The organism is Pseudomonas sp. CP-1 (assembly GCF_021213715.1).
Taxonomy (GTDB): domain Bacteria; phylum Pseudomonadota; class Gammaproteobacteria; order Pseudomonadales; family Pseudomonadaceae; genus Pseudomonas; species Pseudomonas aeruginosa.
Genome location: NZ_JAJQKY010000007.1, coordinates 260,911 through 274,673, shown reverse-complemented (window position 1 = coordinate 274,673; position 13,763 = coordinate 260,911). Strand labels below are relative to the sequence as shown.

General features: G+C 58.2%; 16 protein-coding genes and 1 pseudogene. 12 read left to right on the top strand and 5 right to left on the bottom strand.

Annotation, left to right across the window (positions count from 1 at the left end; genetic code table 11):
* Positions 1 to 60: 60 nt before the first annotated feature.
* From LT948_RS17010 to LT948_RS16965, 10 genes and pseudogenes are all read left to right on the top strand, one after another.
* Positions 61 to 885, top strand: a pseudogene (locus LT948_RS17010) (DNA methyltransferase); the annotation flags it as partial.
* 332 nt (positions 886 to 1,217) lie between these two features.
* A complete protein-coding gene (locus tag LT948_RS17005; protein ID WP_202034894.1) occupies positions 1,218 to 1,988 on the top strand; it encodes a DUF6685 family protein in 771 nt (256 codons plus the stop codon).
* A gap of 299 nt (positions 1,989 to 2,287) precedes the next feature.
* A complete protein-coding gene (locus LT948_RS17000; RefSeq protein WP_021018621.1) occupies positions 2,288 to 2,890 on the top strand; it encodes a hypothetical protein in 603 nt (200 codons plus the stop codon).
* A gap of 82 nt (positions 2,891 to 2,972) precedes the next feature.
* Positions 2,973 to 3,755, top strand: coding sequence for an N-6 DNA methylase (locus tag LT948_RS16995; protein ID WP_010792955.1), 783 nt, complete (start codon positions 2,973 to 2,975; stop codon positions 3,753 to 3,755).
* 118 nt (positions 3,756 to 3,873) lie between these two features.
* Positions 3,874 to 4,605, top strand: coding sequence for an energy transducer TonB (locus LT948_RS16990; protein ID WP_021018620.1), 732 nt, complete (start codon positions 3,874 to 3,876; stop codon positions 4,603 to 4,605).
* Positions 4,602 to 4,868: a hypothetical protein gene (locus LT948_RS16985; RefSeq protein WP_125862946.1), complete on the top strand. Its 267-nt coding sequence runs from the start codon at positions 4,602 to 4,604 to the stop codon at positions 4,866 to 4,868. The genes LT948_RS16990 and LT948_RS16985 overlap by 4 nt, the downstream gene beginning before the upstream one ends.
* 50 nt (positions 4,869 to 4,918) lie before the next feature.
* Positions 4,919 to 5,713 carry a hypothetical protein gene (locus tag LT948_RS16980; protein WP_010792953.1) on the top strand — a complete coding sequence of 265 codons (795 nt, stop codon included), beginning with the start codon at positions 4,919 to 4,921 and terminating at the stop codon, positions 5,711 to 5,713.
* Positions 5,714 to 5,747: 34 nt separating this feature from the next.
* The gene (locus LT948_RS16975) at positions 5,748 to 6,221 is read left to right on the top strand and encodes a hypothetical protein (protein WP_010792952.1); all 474 of its coding nucleotides are present in this window, start codon (positions 5,748 to 5,750) and stop codon (positions 6,219 to 6,221) included.
* 55 nt (positions 6,222 to 6,276) lie between these two features.
* Entirely contained in the window at positions 6,277 to 7,545 is a 1,269-nt protein-coding gene (locus tag LT948_RS16970) for a phospholipase D family protein (protein WP_010792951.1), read from the top strand.
* A 140-nt stretch (positions 7,546 to 7,685) separates the two neighbouring features.
* Positions 7,686 to 9,266 carry an alkaline phosphatase D family protein gene (locus LT948_RS16965; RefSeq protein WP_010792950.1) on the top strand — a complete coding sequence of 527 codons (1,581 nt, stop codon included), beginning with the start codon at positions 7,686 to 7,688 and terminating at the stop codon, positions 9,264 to 9,266.
* A gap of 6 nt (positions 9,267 to 9,272) precedes the next feature.
* Here the strand turns inward: LT948_RS16965 and LT948_RS16960 are convergent, their stop codons facing one another.
* Both LT948_RS16960 and LT948_RS16955 read right to left on the bottom strand, forming a co-directional pair.
* Positions 9,273 to 9,566, bottom strand: coding sequence for a hypothetical protein (locus LT948_RS16960; RefSeq protein WP_010792949.1), 294 nt, complete (start codon positions 9,564 to 9,566; stop codon positions 9,273 to 9,275).
* 1 nt (position 9,567) lies between these two features.
* The gene (locus LT948_RS16955; RefSeq protein WP_021018618.1) at positions 9,568 to 9,993 is read right to left on the bottom strand and encodes a hypothetical protein; all 426 of its coding nucleotides are present in this window, start codon (positions 9,991 to 9,993) and stop codon (positions 9,568 to 9,570) included.
* Positions 9,994 to 10,188: 195 nt separating this feature from the next.
* Here LT948_RS16955 and LT948_RS16950 point away from each other — a divergent pair, with 195 nt between their 5' ends.
* Together LT948_RS16950 and LT948_RS16945 are read left to right on the top strand one after the other, a co-directional pair.
* Positions 10,189 to 10,572, top strand: coding sequence for a hypothetical protein (locus LT948_RS16950; protein ID WP_010792947.1), 384 nt, complete (start codon positions 10,189 to 10,191; stop codon positions 10,570 to 10,572).
* Between the two features lie 98 nt (positions 10,573 to 10,670).
* Positions 10,671 to 11,726 carry a site-specific integrase gene (locus LT948_RS16945; protein WP_010792946.1) on the top strand — a complete coding sequence of 352 codons (1,056 nt, stop codon included), beginning with the start codon at positions 10,671 to 10,673 and terminating at the stop codon, positions 11,724 to 11,726.
* Positions 11,727 to 11,986: 260 nt separating this feature from the next.
* Here the strand turns inward: LT948_RS16945 and LT948_RS16940 are convergent, their stop codons facing one another.
* The 3 genes from LT948_RS16940 to LT948_RS16930 are packed head-to-tail and all read right to left on the bottom strand — an operon-like array spanning position 11,987 to position 13,715.
* A complete protein-coding gene (locus tag LT948_RS16940; RefSeq protein WP_021018615.1) occupies positions 11,987 to 12,514 on the bottom strand; it encodes a hypothetical protein in 528 nt (175 codons plus the stop codon).
* A 32-nt stretch (positions 12,515 to 12,546) separates the two neighbouring features.
* Positions 12,547 to 12,843: a hypothetical protein gene (locus tag LT948_RS16935; protein ID WP_021018614.1), complete on the bottom strand. Its 297-nt coding sequence runs from the start codon at positions 12,841 to 12,843 to the stop codon at positions 12,547 to 12,549.
* A 26-nt stretch (positions 12,844 to 12,869) separates the two neighbouring features.
* On the bottom strand, positions 12,870 to 13,715 hold the full coding sequence (locus tag LT948_RS16930; protein ID WP_010792944.1) for an alpha/beta hydrolase: 846 nt from the start codon (positions 13,713 to 13,715) through the stop codon (positions 12,870 to 12,872).
* Positions 13,716 to 13,763 lie beyond the last annotated feature (48 nt).

Here is a 13,763-nt window from a genome sequence, read left to right as displayed (position 1 = left end):
CTCCACGACGGTTCTATTTCCCTCAATAGGGTTTGCTAACAAAAGGCGGCATCTCCGCCGTACCCGTTGAGGAAGGAAAGGGCTTACGGCAACCCTGATGAGCGGGAAATCGTCGACTTCATCTGCGCCACGCTCGAGCCTGTGGTCGAGGCGCTGGCAGAAGAAGGCAGTCTCGTCTTGAACGTATCGCAGGATTGCTTCCTCCCGGGACTACCGGCGCGCTCGACCTATGTGGAGCGCCTGGTACTGGAAGTCTGTGATCGATTTGGACTCTACCTGATGGACCGGCTCATCTGGGAAAACCCCGCAAAGGCTCCTGGTCCGGTTCAGTGGGCCTCGAAATCCCGTCAGCAACTCAATGTGGGGTATGAGCCTGTACTCTGGTTCGCAAAGAACCCGCTGAAATGCAAATCGAACAACAACCGCGTCCTCCAGCCGCATTCCGAACGGCATCTGCGGTTGATCCAGAATGGTGGCGAGAAACGCCACACGAACTACGGTGATGGCGCATATCGCCTACGTCCGGGCAGCTTCAGCAACGAGACTGCCGGATCGATCCCGAAGAACGTGATCACCCGTGGACACCGTTGCGCCTACGGCACTCAACACCGCAAAGCCGCAGAGGCCCTTGGCTTGCCGACCCACGGTGCTCCGATGCCCTTTTCGATTCCCGAGTTCCTGATTCAGTTTCTGACTGAGGAAGGCGATCTTGTAGTGGATGCCTGGGCCGGTCGCAACATGACATCCCTGGCAGCCGAGTTGCTCGGCCGCACCTGGATGTCGGGCGAACTGATGCTGCAGCACATCCGCACTGGCGCTGAATTGTTCCGTGGACGGCCAGGGTTCTGGCTCAATCCACAGATTGCTGCTGCTTTCGGCCGCTGAATCCCACGAAGGTTCTTCGACTAGCCCCTTGCCCGTTATCCTCAAACACTGATGGCGCGCCGTGGGGTCGGCCCTCCAACTGGGGCGAATTGACAGCTATGCAGCCTCCTAAGCCCCGACAATGGTTGGGATTCAACACAACGGAGAATGGCGTTATGCGTGACACATGGGCAAAGGTCCTTCGCTTCAGTTTGGACTGCCTCGGGCATCCGGCCTCCCTTGGGCATATGCTGCAGCAAAACCGCGATCTGAGGTTCGATTTACCAGGACAGCCCTGTTCGATTGCCTCATCAGAGGTCGTTCGGTGGCACGAGTGGGGCAAGGGGAGCTACTTGACCGGAAACTGGCGAGCACCGGGGGAGCTGCTTGGATGGAAGGCTGTTGGAACCGAATTCTGCAGCTACCACTACACCATCGATGCGCTGGCCAACGTTGGCTACACAGAGATCGTCGAGTCCTGGGAGTGTGAGATCCAGGATGTCCAGGGGCTTTGTGCCTCCAAGTCGGAGCTTCGAGATTTCGAGAGCCTCGATGCTATGGCTGTGGCCAGGACGCAGTATCTCGTAGGGGAGATCACTCACGCGAACCTTGAAAAGAGCCTGGGGTGGTACGAGATCCGCATCCTTCATCGCGACTCCACCGACGACTTCTTTGCATGCCACCAGTGGGACGGCCGAGTTTTCTTGATGAACTCTGGGGGTTCCCATCATTTCGTGGCTGGCCGCTACCTGGCTGCCCGGTTGGAAGTTCCCGTTCCTCTGAAAGGCCTTCTGCGCGTCCACCGCCTTTCTCAGGCCGCGGTGTCTCGGCTGGTTGGCGAGTATGAGGTGTTTGCCCTGAATGATGATTCAGAGGCTTTCCAACGATTCTTCGATGCAATGAGGGAATACCGGGCCGGTTTCCTTTGGACACCGTTGCCTCGCCACCTCGACGGCCGGGCGGTATTTCTCCCTCGAGGGGATGCAAGGGCAATGAGGATAGTGCCCTTGATGCGCGCGGCGGGCCACTTCGATCTGGGTGCGCACCTCCAGGAACTATCTGCCAGGCCAGTACGTCTCCCGCGCATTGCCTCAGCTCGCCGGCAGATGGAGCCTGTTGAGTAACCTATGGATAGCCAGACCCCGACTTGGAGAGAGTTCAGGCCGAGCAGCTGGACGCGCCGGGATATGGCGGGTGCGGCCCAGCCGCATGATGAAAACGATCAGCCAGAAGCCGACTATTGGCTGGCGTGGCCGCCGTACATTACCGGTGACAAGTCGGATATTGGTCATCCCTCGAAGGTGATGCGCCGTCGATTCCGCTCCCGCGAAGCTGCGATGGCGTATGCCGACCGCACCTGGCCCATTGATCCTAACTCTACCTGGCCGACTTCGCCTTACCGGCCTCAAGCTCGAGAAGACTCATGAATACCTTCGCCGTAGATGCAGAGTCCCTAATTGCGGTTGCCATCCCAGAGCAGGTTGTCACCTCCTCATTGAGCCCCATCATCGAGATCCACACCGCTGGCCTCAACGACCTTCCCTACCCCCTGTCCACCGCCACGCTTTGGGTGGCATGCTGTGAGTCATGGCCTCATGCCGATCCAGACTGGGAGGGGCTGTATTTCATCAACCTGGCGATTCAGGCTGATCACATGTTCTCCCAGGTTGGGTCCGACAATCAGTTCCTGACGCTGGATGTGAGGCCGGGGACCGTTTTTCTGACCAATCCTCTGGCCCTTCACTGGCTGCAGCCGAGCGATAAGCAATTGAACCGGATCGCGGAAGGACTGCAGGAGCGACGTAATGGCTACATCGGCCTGCAGTGGGAAGTCGCCTATCACGAGATAGATGCGAAGGTTCTTTGGTTGAAGGAAGAGTTAGAGAAGCTCGGAAACGTCGAGCAGCTGGGCTGCGACATTGCCCCCTTGCTTATCCAACCGGAAGCGGACTATGTCCAGGCCCCACCTGGTCACGATTTCGTAATTGGACCGGAGGTTCGGGCTTTGCCCCGCCGTAAGAGCTGACCAACCATACCAAGCGGCACCGGTTCTGGCACAACCTATCCCACCGAATACTGCGCCCATCTAGAAACTGATGGAGCGCAGTATGTCACCCGCAAAGCAGCACACCGACAACCTGGCCAAGCTCATTCATTCGGTGGGCTACCACCCACCCCGCGAGGTCTTTCAAGACTTCTGCGAGATGGCAGCCGTGGCGGTCTCAAACGCAGTAGACGTGCTCCACCGGGAGGCCCGGGAAGCCCAGTACATGCGGCTGATCCAAAGGTACAAGCCGAAGGATCAATACCTATTCCGTGCAATGCTCGATGAGTTACAGCAGGCCCTGGAAAAAGACCCCAGCGATATCTTGGGAAGGCTGTTCATGGAGGTAGGCGGCTCGAATTCTCGGAGTGGACAGTTTTTCACCCCAGAATCGATCAGCCAGGTCCTTACGGACCTGACGCTTGCTGATACAGGACATGTTCAAAGTCTTATCGAGGAGCGAGGGTTCATCACCCTTTCGGAACCCTCTTGTGGGGCTGGTGCGATGGTCATCGCGTTTGCACTTCGCCTGCGAGAATTGGGCATCAACTACCAGCAGCACCTGCACGCCACCCTGGTCGATATCGACTGCAGGGCCGTCCACATGGCGTATCTGCAACTAAGTCTTTTGCATATTCCTGCCGTGGTGGTGCACGGAGACACGTTGACCCTCAAGCAGCACAGCAGTTGGTACACCCTAGCCCACGCTATGGGCCTCTTTGGTATCAAACTGCGCCGGGGGTTTAGTTTGGACAGTGCAAGGGGGCGGGAGTTGATTGGCAATCAATCTGGTCAGGAGGACGCGGACTCTTTGCATGATCGGAGGATGGCCATGGCGATCGGCTGATCAGGTCTCTTGTTCAGCGTCATCCAACGGACGGGGATTTGCGCGCGACCCTTTGACTTTGGAGCATCGGAAGCGCCCGTTATCCTCCCTTCTTCGATGTAAACCCAGGGGGATCGGTGTGAACGAGAAACAGAATGCGCTGATGGCCGTTGCAGTTGGTGCCGTGGTGCTCGCGTTTTCCGCGGGCGGCTTTTTCATCGCTCTGGGCGCGAAGAAGACGGCCGACCAGTACGCCAGAGAAGTCGATCAGCTGAAGCAAGAGATTGCTGATCTACAGGGGCGTGCCGGCGACGCCGATGCCAAGATCGAGGGTGTGGTTAGGCTGGTGAAGGAAGTGGTCGAGCTTGCTCGCAGCCCTGCGGCAGCTGGCAAAGATGGTAACGGGAAGCCTCCGTCGTCTGTGCACGCCAGCCCGCTGGGAGCAACAACTGGCGAGGCCAAGTCTGCCCCAGGATCTACTACTACCCCAAGCGTCGGTACCGGAGTCAGCGGCCCCAAGACCAAGGCTCTGGCCGAGCTGCTGGACACTGAACAGAAAGTCGATGGGCCGGTCACTCCTGACAAAGTCGATAGCCTGCTGGTGGAGCGAATCAGTAGCAACTGGCACCGTCCGGCTAGTGCAAAGGATGGCATGCAGGTCACCATCGAAATCGAGATGGATCGGAAGGGCGTGATCAAGCAAGTCCGTGTTCATCAGTCGAGCGGCAATAAGGCATTTGACACCTCCGCGGTCAAAGCAATCCAGGACGTCAAGGCAATCCCGGAAATAGCCTCCCTTCCCACCGACGTGTATCAGAGCCTCTACAAGAACAGAAAAGTGCTCTTCACCCCCGAAAGTCTCGGGAAGTGATCGCAGTACCGCTTAAGCCCAGCAATCGCTGGGCTGAGGCCGTAGAAGCGGGCTATTTTTCGCGGCTAATTGCAGGAGGAATCATTTTGGATTTCTGGTTTTTGTTGTTTTTTGCGCCCTTTTTGTTGCTCGGGCTGGGGTGGGTGTCCTCCAGTTTGGACAGGATCGCTAATGAGATGCGTCGATCAAATGACTTGAAAGAAGCTGAGCAGCGACGACTTCACGCTGCCGAGGCTGACTCAGCTGCCAACAAGGCGGATTAATCAGGGTAAAGAGCACTTACCCACCGCTGCGCCAAAAGGAGTTTCGACCAGTGCACCGCCTTACCCAACATACTGACGACCCCGCCGAACAGGTGCCTCTGGATCTGAGCGAGGACCAGCGGGCCGCCATCAAGGCCACAGTCAAGAAGGCGCAGCAGAGTCTCGCCATTTTGCCGTTCCTTCTTGAACAGAGCACCGTGCCTGGCCTGACCCGTGCCCAGGCGCGCATGGCGATGGAAACGACCGAATTTGAGCTGGCCACCCTAGGCCGCTTGCTCGGCGTCGATACGGAGTCGAAAGCGACTATCGAGCAGCGTTTCGGCGAACTGCGTCAGGCCAATATGCGCATTCGCGACTTGGAGGCGCTGCTGGGCCGGCAGATGCCGGCGGAGGCCATACAGCCGGCACTCGGCAACTTGGCCCGCCAGTTGCGCGATTGGTGGCGGCTGGAGGGCTTCGGCCATACCAGCGAAATTCAGTTCGGGGAATATAGCTTGCAGGTGAGATTTTCCCTGCAGTCCCTTTCTGCTCGACCGCTCACTGCCGGCGCTGAGCATCTGTCCCACGCCGAGCGCAAGGCGCTCTGGCTGGCCGACCTGGAGCGCCGTGGCTTTGTCCTGCACGACGACGACGGCAAAGGCGTGACCGACTGCCCGGCATCCCGCGATGCACTTCGGGCGCTGTTTGCCCAGAGCTTCCCGGGGACGCACAAGATCGCCCAGTTCGTCAGCCGTGAAGGCGACCACGCTTCCAAGCTGGTCAGCGTCGAGGTGTACGTCTATGACCTGGCGCAAATCCTAACCTTGCCCGTGCCGCCGCCGAATGCCCAAGACGTTGACGCCTGAACCCATTGATCAGGTCAAAAAAAGAGAGGGGAATATGCCGAGTCCGGAGCATGACAAGCTGACAGCCATGGGGGCCAGGTGGTTCAAGAAGAACGGCTTCCCTGTGGTTACTACCGAAATTTGGGCAGCAGGGAGCCGTGAGCGGCCCGATGTTCTGGGATTCCGCTCCATGTGTTCCGGAGTGATTGAGGTGAAGGTCAGCCTCAGTGACTTCCGGGCCGATCGCTTGAAGCCGGAGCGGGTTTCCGGAGGCTTGGGCAATTACCGTTTCTACCTCTGCCCGGAGGGGTTGATACGGCCGGAAGATCTTCCTGCCCGTTGGGGCTTGCTGTACGCAAAAGGAAGATCTGTTGTGCCGGTGGTTAGCCCCCCTGGTAACCTTTGGCCAGGCGTCCCTCGTAACGCGCTCGAGGAGGACCTGGCGGCTGAGTGGCTCCCCTTCCTCCACCGCCCCGACCTCGATGCGGAACGGGCCGCCCTCTTCTCAATCGCGCGCCGACTCAGTTGAAGTCCCCGCTCCTTGCTGCCAGCCTGTCCTGAAGATCACGGAACAGGTTGTCAGCATGGCGGACAGCAGCATCTTCACCAACAGCCCCGGCCAGGACCAAGTCCTCAGGCCTTTCCAGCGGCTTATCTCTACAGCGTCGCATATCCGGCTTGCAGCGCCCTACTTCACTCGCCCGGGCGAGATATTGGAGGCTGCGGAACGTGGCGCGAAGATAGATCTCCTGGTGGGGCTCAATCCAGCGACGAATCCCGCCGCCCTGCGCCAAGCACTCGAAGCCGACAACTGCTCCATCCGGTACTTCACGGATGGCTTCCATGCCAAGATCTTCCTCTTCGATGGCGTGGCCATGTTGGGCTCAGCAAACCTCACGGATGGCGGCCTGGTCAGCAACCGAGAAGCAGTCGTTCTGCTCGACCAGCCTGGCGATGAAGAGCGGATCAGAGACCTCGAGGCGCTGTTCGCTGTGCTTTGGGACAGTGCCGAGGTATTAACCAGGCAGGTCTATCTGAAATTCAAGGATGCCTGGGAGAAGGCCAGTCGGATGGACAGTCGGGATACCCCATTCCAAAGCCTCGCTGATGTAGAGCCTCCAACTGTCCTTGCCGGCAGCGGACATAAGACCGCTCAGCAGCATTACCTCAGTGATCTGAGGAAGACTATCTATGAGCAATACCTGCCGGCGTTTGAGGAGGTCGCCGCAATCCTTCGTGAGCAAGGCACTCGCCGACCTGAATTCAACGGCCTTGCATGGGGACCGGAGGTGAACCGCTACTTGAACTGGGTGCGACTCGAGCACGCCCCAGGAGATGCTGCGTGGCAGGATGCCCCCATCCGCAGGCCTCAAGATCGAAGGACCCAAATCCAAACCTTGGTAATGGAATGGCTTTCCACCGCTACTCCTCGGATTCCAGAGGACTACTTCGAACTGCTGGAAACACTGCACGCGGTGATGGAGAGCCCGGAGTCGATTCGTGCCAGCAGCAAGGAGCAGATCGCTGCAGCACTGATGTGTGTCCACGCATTCTCCGAGCAGCTCCGTTTCACATTGGGTGGCGCCGAGGCTCTGCCGGCCAAGTTTTGGGAAGGGAACCGGGAGGACCTCGGTCGTGTTCAGGACACCCTGATTTACCTGATTCATGGCCACGAGGAGTTTGCCGCACGCATTGGCTCCGTACTTTACGATCCGAAGTACAAACTCGCTTCCTTCGGCCGATTCTGTGCATTGGAGCTGGTCGGAACGCTGAAGCCAGAACAGGTGCCCCCAATCAACGGACGCATGGCCAAGGCTCTGCGGTTTCTCGGGTTTGACGTCCGCGCCACATAGAGACTTCGGGCGATCGAGCATTTTCTCAGGCACCGGCTAGTATCACATTGCAACCATCGAGAAAGCTGCGGCCGGCGCTGTGGGGTGACTGAAAGTCAGCGAGGACGGGGCTCATACCTTTACGTCAAGGAGGACAGCGCATGAGCCTGTTACTCGGTCCCATCCTTCATTTCCGCGGTATCCACAACGATCTGTACCAAGTCTCTGCTCTTGTTGTCCTGGATAAAGGTGACCCCAAACCGAAGCCTGAGCCCACAAACTGCGTGGTCGACAAGGTCACCCGTATCGCTTCGATCCCATTCGGAAGTCCAACCCAGGATGTCTGGAGGGTAGACCTATCAACGTCTCAGAAAGCTGCTAAGTCGCAGCAGTGCTCCTGCAGTGTGTCAGGAGGCAAGGCGAGCTTCTTCGTTCCTGCCCTTGGGGAGTCTCCGAGGGTTGCCTATGGCTCGTGCAACGGGTTCTCTGCTGACAAGTACCGCAAGAAGGTGAAGGATAGGCAGAACGAACGCTGGTTCGACATGGCTGCTCGTCACAAGATCAAGGGTAAAGAATTCCATGTCCTGGTCATGGGGGGAGACCAGGTCTACACCGATGACTTGATGGTGATACCCGGAGAGATGAAGGACTGGGCAGATCTGTGGCATAGCAAGCAGGTAGCTGCGAAATGGTCACGAAAGCTGGAAAAGCAGGTCGACGAATACTTCACCCAACTCTATGTCCAGCGCTGGAATCAGGCCGGCCCGCGCGAGATGCTGCAGTCGATCCCCTACGTGGCCATGTGGGACGACCACGACATCACCGATGGGTGGGGCTCATATCCTCAGGACCTGCATGAGTGCGACGTCTACCAGAACCTCTTCCGGCTGGCGACGCGGTACTACAGGCTCTTTCAGCAGCAGCTGGCTGAGGATGAAGTCCACCCCTCTGCGGTACCTAACCAGAGTCCGCAGGCCAAAGGCTTCAGCCTTGCCTACTCCGGTCTCGGCGAGGTCGCTTTTCTGGTTCCGGATTTGCGCAGCGAACGTCACCCTGACCTAAAACGTCCTGACGGCCTTAGCCCGACACAGATTGTCTCGGAGTACACCTGGGAAGCTATCTTCGCCTGGCTGGATCAGCTCGATACCTCCAAGCACAAGCATTTGATCGTGTACTCCAGCCTACCGGTCGCCTACCTTGACCTGAATGCCGCGGAGGTGGCTCTCAATGCTTTGCCCGGGCAGTGGGAGCTCGAGGACGATCTCCGCGATCATTGGCGTAGCAAACCCCACCGTGACGAAAGGCAGCGACTGATCAAGCGCTTGCTGAACTTCTCGGCAAAAGGCACTCGGGTGACTATCGTCAGCGGTGATGTCCACGTCGCTGCCGCCGCTGTAATCGAATCGATGCTGCCACAGCATGGAAATGGTGCTGGAGCCATCTTCCAGCTGGTATCTACGGGGATTGTGCACACACCGCCGCCGGCAGTTGCCGTCTACTTCATGGAGAAGTTCGGGGCAGGTGAAGAGGTCATTGAGTACGGTGTTCACGCCCGCATGCTGCCGATCGGCTTCAAGGGCCACTACCTGGTACCAGAACGAAACTGGCTCAGCCTGGAGCCTGATGGGAAGGGGCGGATCTGGGCCAACTGGCACGTGGAGGGGCATGATCACCTACTGACCCAGGTGATCGATCCGGTCGTCCTTCCGACGATGCTTCAGCCTGTCGTTATGAATCAGTAGGCTTGCCTACTTGGCAATCTTGGCCGGCCAGCGAGCGCTGGCCAGAGAGGATTGAGGGAAGCGGGTGACCCTTCCCTCAACGCTGGTCAGGAGGTAGTCACCGGACATTGGTTCAATCCGGAGAGTGCCGTGCAACTCGCACTCGGCGCTGGCGCAGTTTTTCAATCTGACCGTGGCGTGTTCGGCTTCGAAGAATGTTGCCGCAAGCCGATCCATGTTCCAGATGGCGATCAAGCCCAGGATCAACAGCGGAATCACCACCTCGGTCTTGAAGCTTTTCAGCTTGTCGCCACGCTGCACTTCAGGACTTCTCCGGAGTCACAAAGTCACCATTCGGCCGGCGAAGCGCCACACGACCCCCATCGCGCAGGACGCTCCACTTCTCCTCCTTCAGGCTCCCGCCTGCAGCTACGTCGGGAAACTTCACGTGCACCTCGGTCGCTGTCGGCGAAACCTCAACACATTTGTTGCTGCCCTCATAGGGATTGGGCCCGAACAATTTGGCCATAACGCCGTCCTGCGGTGGGCAAGTGTCTTCCCCGGTGATCGGTGTGGCCTTGCCGCCGATCATGACCTTGTAACCCGGAACGAACACCAGGCTGATCGGCTTCTGCAGGTCGGGGTATTGGGCAATAAACGCCTGGCTGACATTGGCAGCCATTTCGGTTAGGGCATCACAGCCGGCTACCGATGTAAGTACGAGTGACAAAACGATGGCACGTTTCATAGGCGAACTCAGTATTGGTGGTACTGGTGATGATAACGGCCGAGGTGAAGATTTCTCGGGATAGTGACGGCCTGGGTGATTTGCTACAGGAGTACGAGGACTGATGTTGGGATTCTTCCAGGTTTGGCTTCTGGCACAGTGAGGGGGCCGGAGAATGGTCGTCACCTTTCAACAGCACCTCAGAAGGAGCTCCAAATGACCGACTTCACCTCCGGCTTCAACACCACCAACCTCAAGGTTCTTCGTGGCTTGATCAACAGCGCACTGGCCAACCTCCATCCCGAAATCAGCATTGAGGCTGGAAAAATCACCTACGACCCGCAGGGGACCTGCACGATCAAGGTCGAGGCCACGGTAAAGGGCGCAAAGTCCAAAGCCCAAACTGAACTCGAACAAGCAGCCAACCTCTACGGATACGACGTGTCCCAAACTAAACCGCATACCAGCCTGGGCCCCTGCAAGCTGGTGGGTTTCAACTCCCGGGCCAGAAAGTCGCCATGGATCGTTGAGTGCCCGAAGGGGCGCTACAAGCTTGAAGACGATGTAGTTGAGCGGATGTGGGGCCAGAGCAAGCAATAATCACATTCGACACGCGAGGGCGCTGCCGGGACCACTGGCAGCGTTCAAATCGCACAGGTCTGCGTTAGGATGCTTAGACCCTTTCAGCGACCTTGACTATGAGTAAGCGACCCGACAACGACAATGCCGGCAACAAGGTGATGGCCATGGACTTCGAGTTGAAGTCAGCCCTCATCGATAGCGCCGCAGGTAGCCCGAACACCGACAAGGCCTACCGGCAGGCTCGTGAGCATTTCAAAAGCAATGGGGGGCTGCTTCCTGCCACCGAGGAGATGGTGGATCGCTACGTCCGCACTTTTGCTGGAGAGCTCTCTGTCAACACCCTGCAGTTGCGAGTTGCAGCCATTGCGAAGTGGCACCAAGAGTTCGGTTTCCCTGACCCAACCAAGAGTAAGGTGAAGCGGACCATGAAGGGCATCCGGGCGTTGTTCAACAAAGCGCCCAAGAAGGCCCTCCCCATCGCGATCGAGAATCTGCGCAAGATGATCGACTACCTAGACACCGCTGAGCGCGCCGCAATTTCTGCCGGCGATCTCGCCAAGCAGCTGGCCGCTTCACGCAATCGCGCGCTGGTGCTAATCGGCTTCTGGCGTGCCTTCCGAAGCGACGAATTGAGCCGGATCGAAGCACACAACATCACGGTGATTCCAGACCGGGATATGCGGATTTTCCTTAGAAAAACCAAGCATGACCGTGATGCGCTTGGCCAGGAATTCATCGTGCCGGCCCTCATCGAGCTTTGCCCCGTCAGGGCATACACGCATTGGCTCGAAGACTCTGGTATTCACTATGGGCCCGTCTTCCGACCTATCACTCGCTGGGGGCGGATGGCGGATGAGGGGCTCTCGAGTTCCGCTATCGGTCCCATCCTGCGGCGAGTAGCCGAAGCCGCCGGCGTAGAGCAGCGCTACACCAGCCACTCCTTCCGACATGGCTTTGCCAACTGGGCGATCGACGAGGGCTGGGACCTCATCAGCATGATGAGATATGTGGGTTGGAAGAGTGTTCAGAATGCCCAAGGGTACGTTCAGCCCAAGTTCAATTTTGGCAAGCTCGCCATCGGTCAGCCGGCCTCGCTCAGTGCGCCGCGGTGGGAGCCTGGCCATGGTGAGGTCTTCCCAGGCATCGCGGAGCGTCTGGAAGACGACGAGTAACGTCGTGATAACCTGCTACACCTCGCTTCAACCAAGATTTTTCAGGCACATCAGATGAACGCAGCCCACCAAGCCACTACTGCCGGGGAAGACCAGCTGGATCTGTTCCGCTCGCCGCAATCCCCATCTGATCTGGAGAAAAAGGCGCCGTGGCCCGTGCCGGCGGATGGCTTATGTGGTGACCGTTGGTTGGAAACTGGTAATCCCTGGCTTGAAGATCAGGTTGCGTAAAAAAACCGCCCTTGTGGCGGTTTTCTCTTTCACGGTTGCAGTGACAACCTGTCATCCGGAGCTTCCACCGTCTTCTCAGGTGGAACTGGCACAACCCTCACCGAGCATGTAAGCGTGGAGCTTGCTGAGTCGAAATCACAGTCATCGATTTGCGACTTTCCTTGCGGCCTGGTCTTCGGCAAGACGAAAAATCCAGACGTCTGAGGTTCTGCGTCGAACCTCACGTGCTGGACCGGGTTGAAGACGCCAGGCAGGGATTGAACATACCACCAGGCGGCTAGGGCAACGCCTGACAATGTCGCCAGGTCCTGCAAGAACTTGAACCGCACGAGAAGGCTTAGCGCTACCAGTAATAGGCCGGCCGCAGTCACCAGGTAGCTCACGGATACAGCCGGGCCGTATAGGGCCAGCAAGGTGAAGCCTGCGACCATAGCGAATGCTGTTGCGGATGCGACCCTCTTCAACCAGTACGATTTCCAACGGCGCTCGAGTACGTCGAGCCAACCGGTGAACCGTCCCCACTGGACGGCGATTTGATCCTTCAATTTCTTCAACATCAGTAGGAATGTCCTTTCTGAGAACGATGGAGTTATGGGAATCGAATGAGATCCGGCGGAAGGGTGACGTTGAAGTGTTGTGTCAACCCACCACAGAATCGCTCCCATTCTTCGGGCCCGGCCGGTTCGTGAGTGCAGTCCAGGCATTGGCCCTCCCCCGCCATCTGCTCTGCGATCGTCCGATGAAGGTCAATGCCGGCATGCTTGGAAAAGCGACCAACGCTGTTGCCGTCCGAACAGTTGACCCAGACGGTACCGCCGTCATGGCTGACGAGAACCTCGTAGATCAGTTCGCTGCCTTCTGGCTGGATGATGATCTGCTGTTGCATGACCGCGTCCTTCAAAGAAATTAGGGCTATTCAGCCTGGGATGATTGGGGGCTGCCGCTCATGTCGCAGTTGAAAGGCAGATCCCTTACCGCACGCCATGCGTCGGCGTAGCCGCGGTCGTGAGACGCACTTGGCACCACGACGGTGGACAGGCATTTTGCCTGGACCTGCAGGCTATACGCTCGTACGACTTCAGCAGGCACCACCTCGTCGTTTTGGCCGATCAAGTGCCTCTGGGGGATGCCGGCGAGGCGAGCCGAGTATTCCAGTGGCGAGAGCGATCCGAGCAGAGGGGTGATGTTCTTGAGCTTCGTCCAGGTCACAGGATCGACATTCCCTGCGATGGTTTGAACTTGTCCAACGTCATCACGCTCGCCGGCTAGGATCAAAGCTATGGCAGCGCCGCCGGAATATCCCACCAGTTCGAAGGACTCAGTCCGGTACCGGGATTTCAGGTTGTTCAAGGCGGAGTTCATGGCATCAACAGACGCCCGCCCAAAGCGTTCGGACGTCCAGAGCGCTGGTTTGCATGCACCAGTGATGACGAACTGGCAAGGCCGGGCCAAGTACGCTGCTGGCGCGGGATCTTCAGCCGCGAATTGAGCCATCAGAGACGTGTGAGGTGTAGGATCTGTGCTCGGTTGTGTTCGGGTGGCCCAGGCATGGCCATCGCCCTCGATGTACACCCGAAGTGTGCGGTATCTGGTACCGGCGGGCACTAAGGCCTGGATATTGTAGGGGGATGAAAGCAATACCTCAGGGTGCAGACTGGACCCGCTCGAGATTTCCTTGAGGTTGACGTTGTTGGCGCAGCCTGAGAGGGCTAGGAGCGCGCCGGCGGCGAGGATAATGCGGTTAAGGGCGATGTACATCGGCTTTCCTCGGTCACATGGACAATGGCCCGCACGAGGCGGGCCATT

Coding starts and splice junctions, on each gene's coding strand:
- LT948_RS17000 (WP_021018621.1), top strand. CDS start 2,288: ATGAATACCTTCGCCGTAGATGCAGAGTCCCTAATTGCGGTTGCCATC.
- LT948_RS16995 (WP_010792955.1), top strand. CDS start 2,973: ATGTCACCCGCAAAGCAGCACACCGACAACCTGGCCAAGCTCATTCAT.
- LT948_RS16975 (WP_010792952.1), top strand. CDS start 5,748: ATGCCGAGTCCGGAGCATGACAAGCTGACAGCCATGGGGGCCAGGTGG.
- LT948_RS16970 (WP_010792951.1), top strand. CDS start 6,277: ATGGCGGACAGCAGCATCTTCACCAACAGCCCCGGCCAGGACCAAGTC.
- LT948_RS16965 (WP_010792950.1), top strand. CDS start 7,686: ATGAGCCTGTTACTCGGTCCCATCCTTCATTTCCGCGGTATCCACAAC.
- LT948_RS16955 (WP_021018618.1), bottom strand. CDS start 9,993: ATGAAACGTGCCATCGTTTTGTCACTCGTACTTACATCGGTAGCCGGC.
- LT948_RS16950 (WP_010792947.1), top strand. CDS start 10,189: ATGACCGACTTCACCTCCGGCTTCAACACCACCAACCTCAAGGTTCTT.
- LT948_RS16945 (WP_010792946.1), top strand. CDS start 10,671: ATGAGTAAGCGACCCGACAACGACAATGCCGGCAACAAGGTGATGGCC.
- LT948_RS16940 (WP_021018615.1), bottom strand. CDS start 12,514: ATGTTGAAGAAATTGAAGGATCAAATCGCCGTCCAGTGGGGACGGTTC.
- LT948_RS16935 (WP_021018614.1), bottom strand. CDS start 12,843: ATGCAACAGCAGATCATCATCCAGCCAGAAGGCAGCGAACTGATCTAC.
- LT948_RS16930 (WP_010792944.1), bottom strand. CDS start 13,715: ATGTACATCGCCCTTAACCGCATTATCCTCGCCGCCGGCGCGCTCCTA.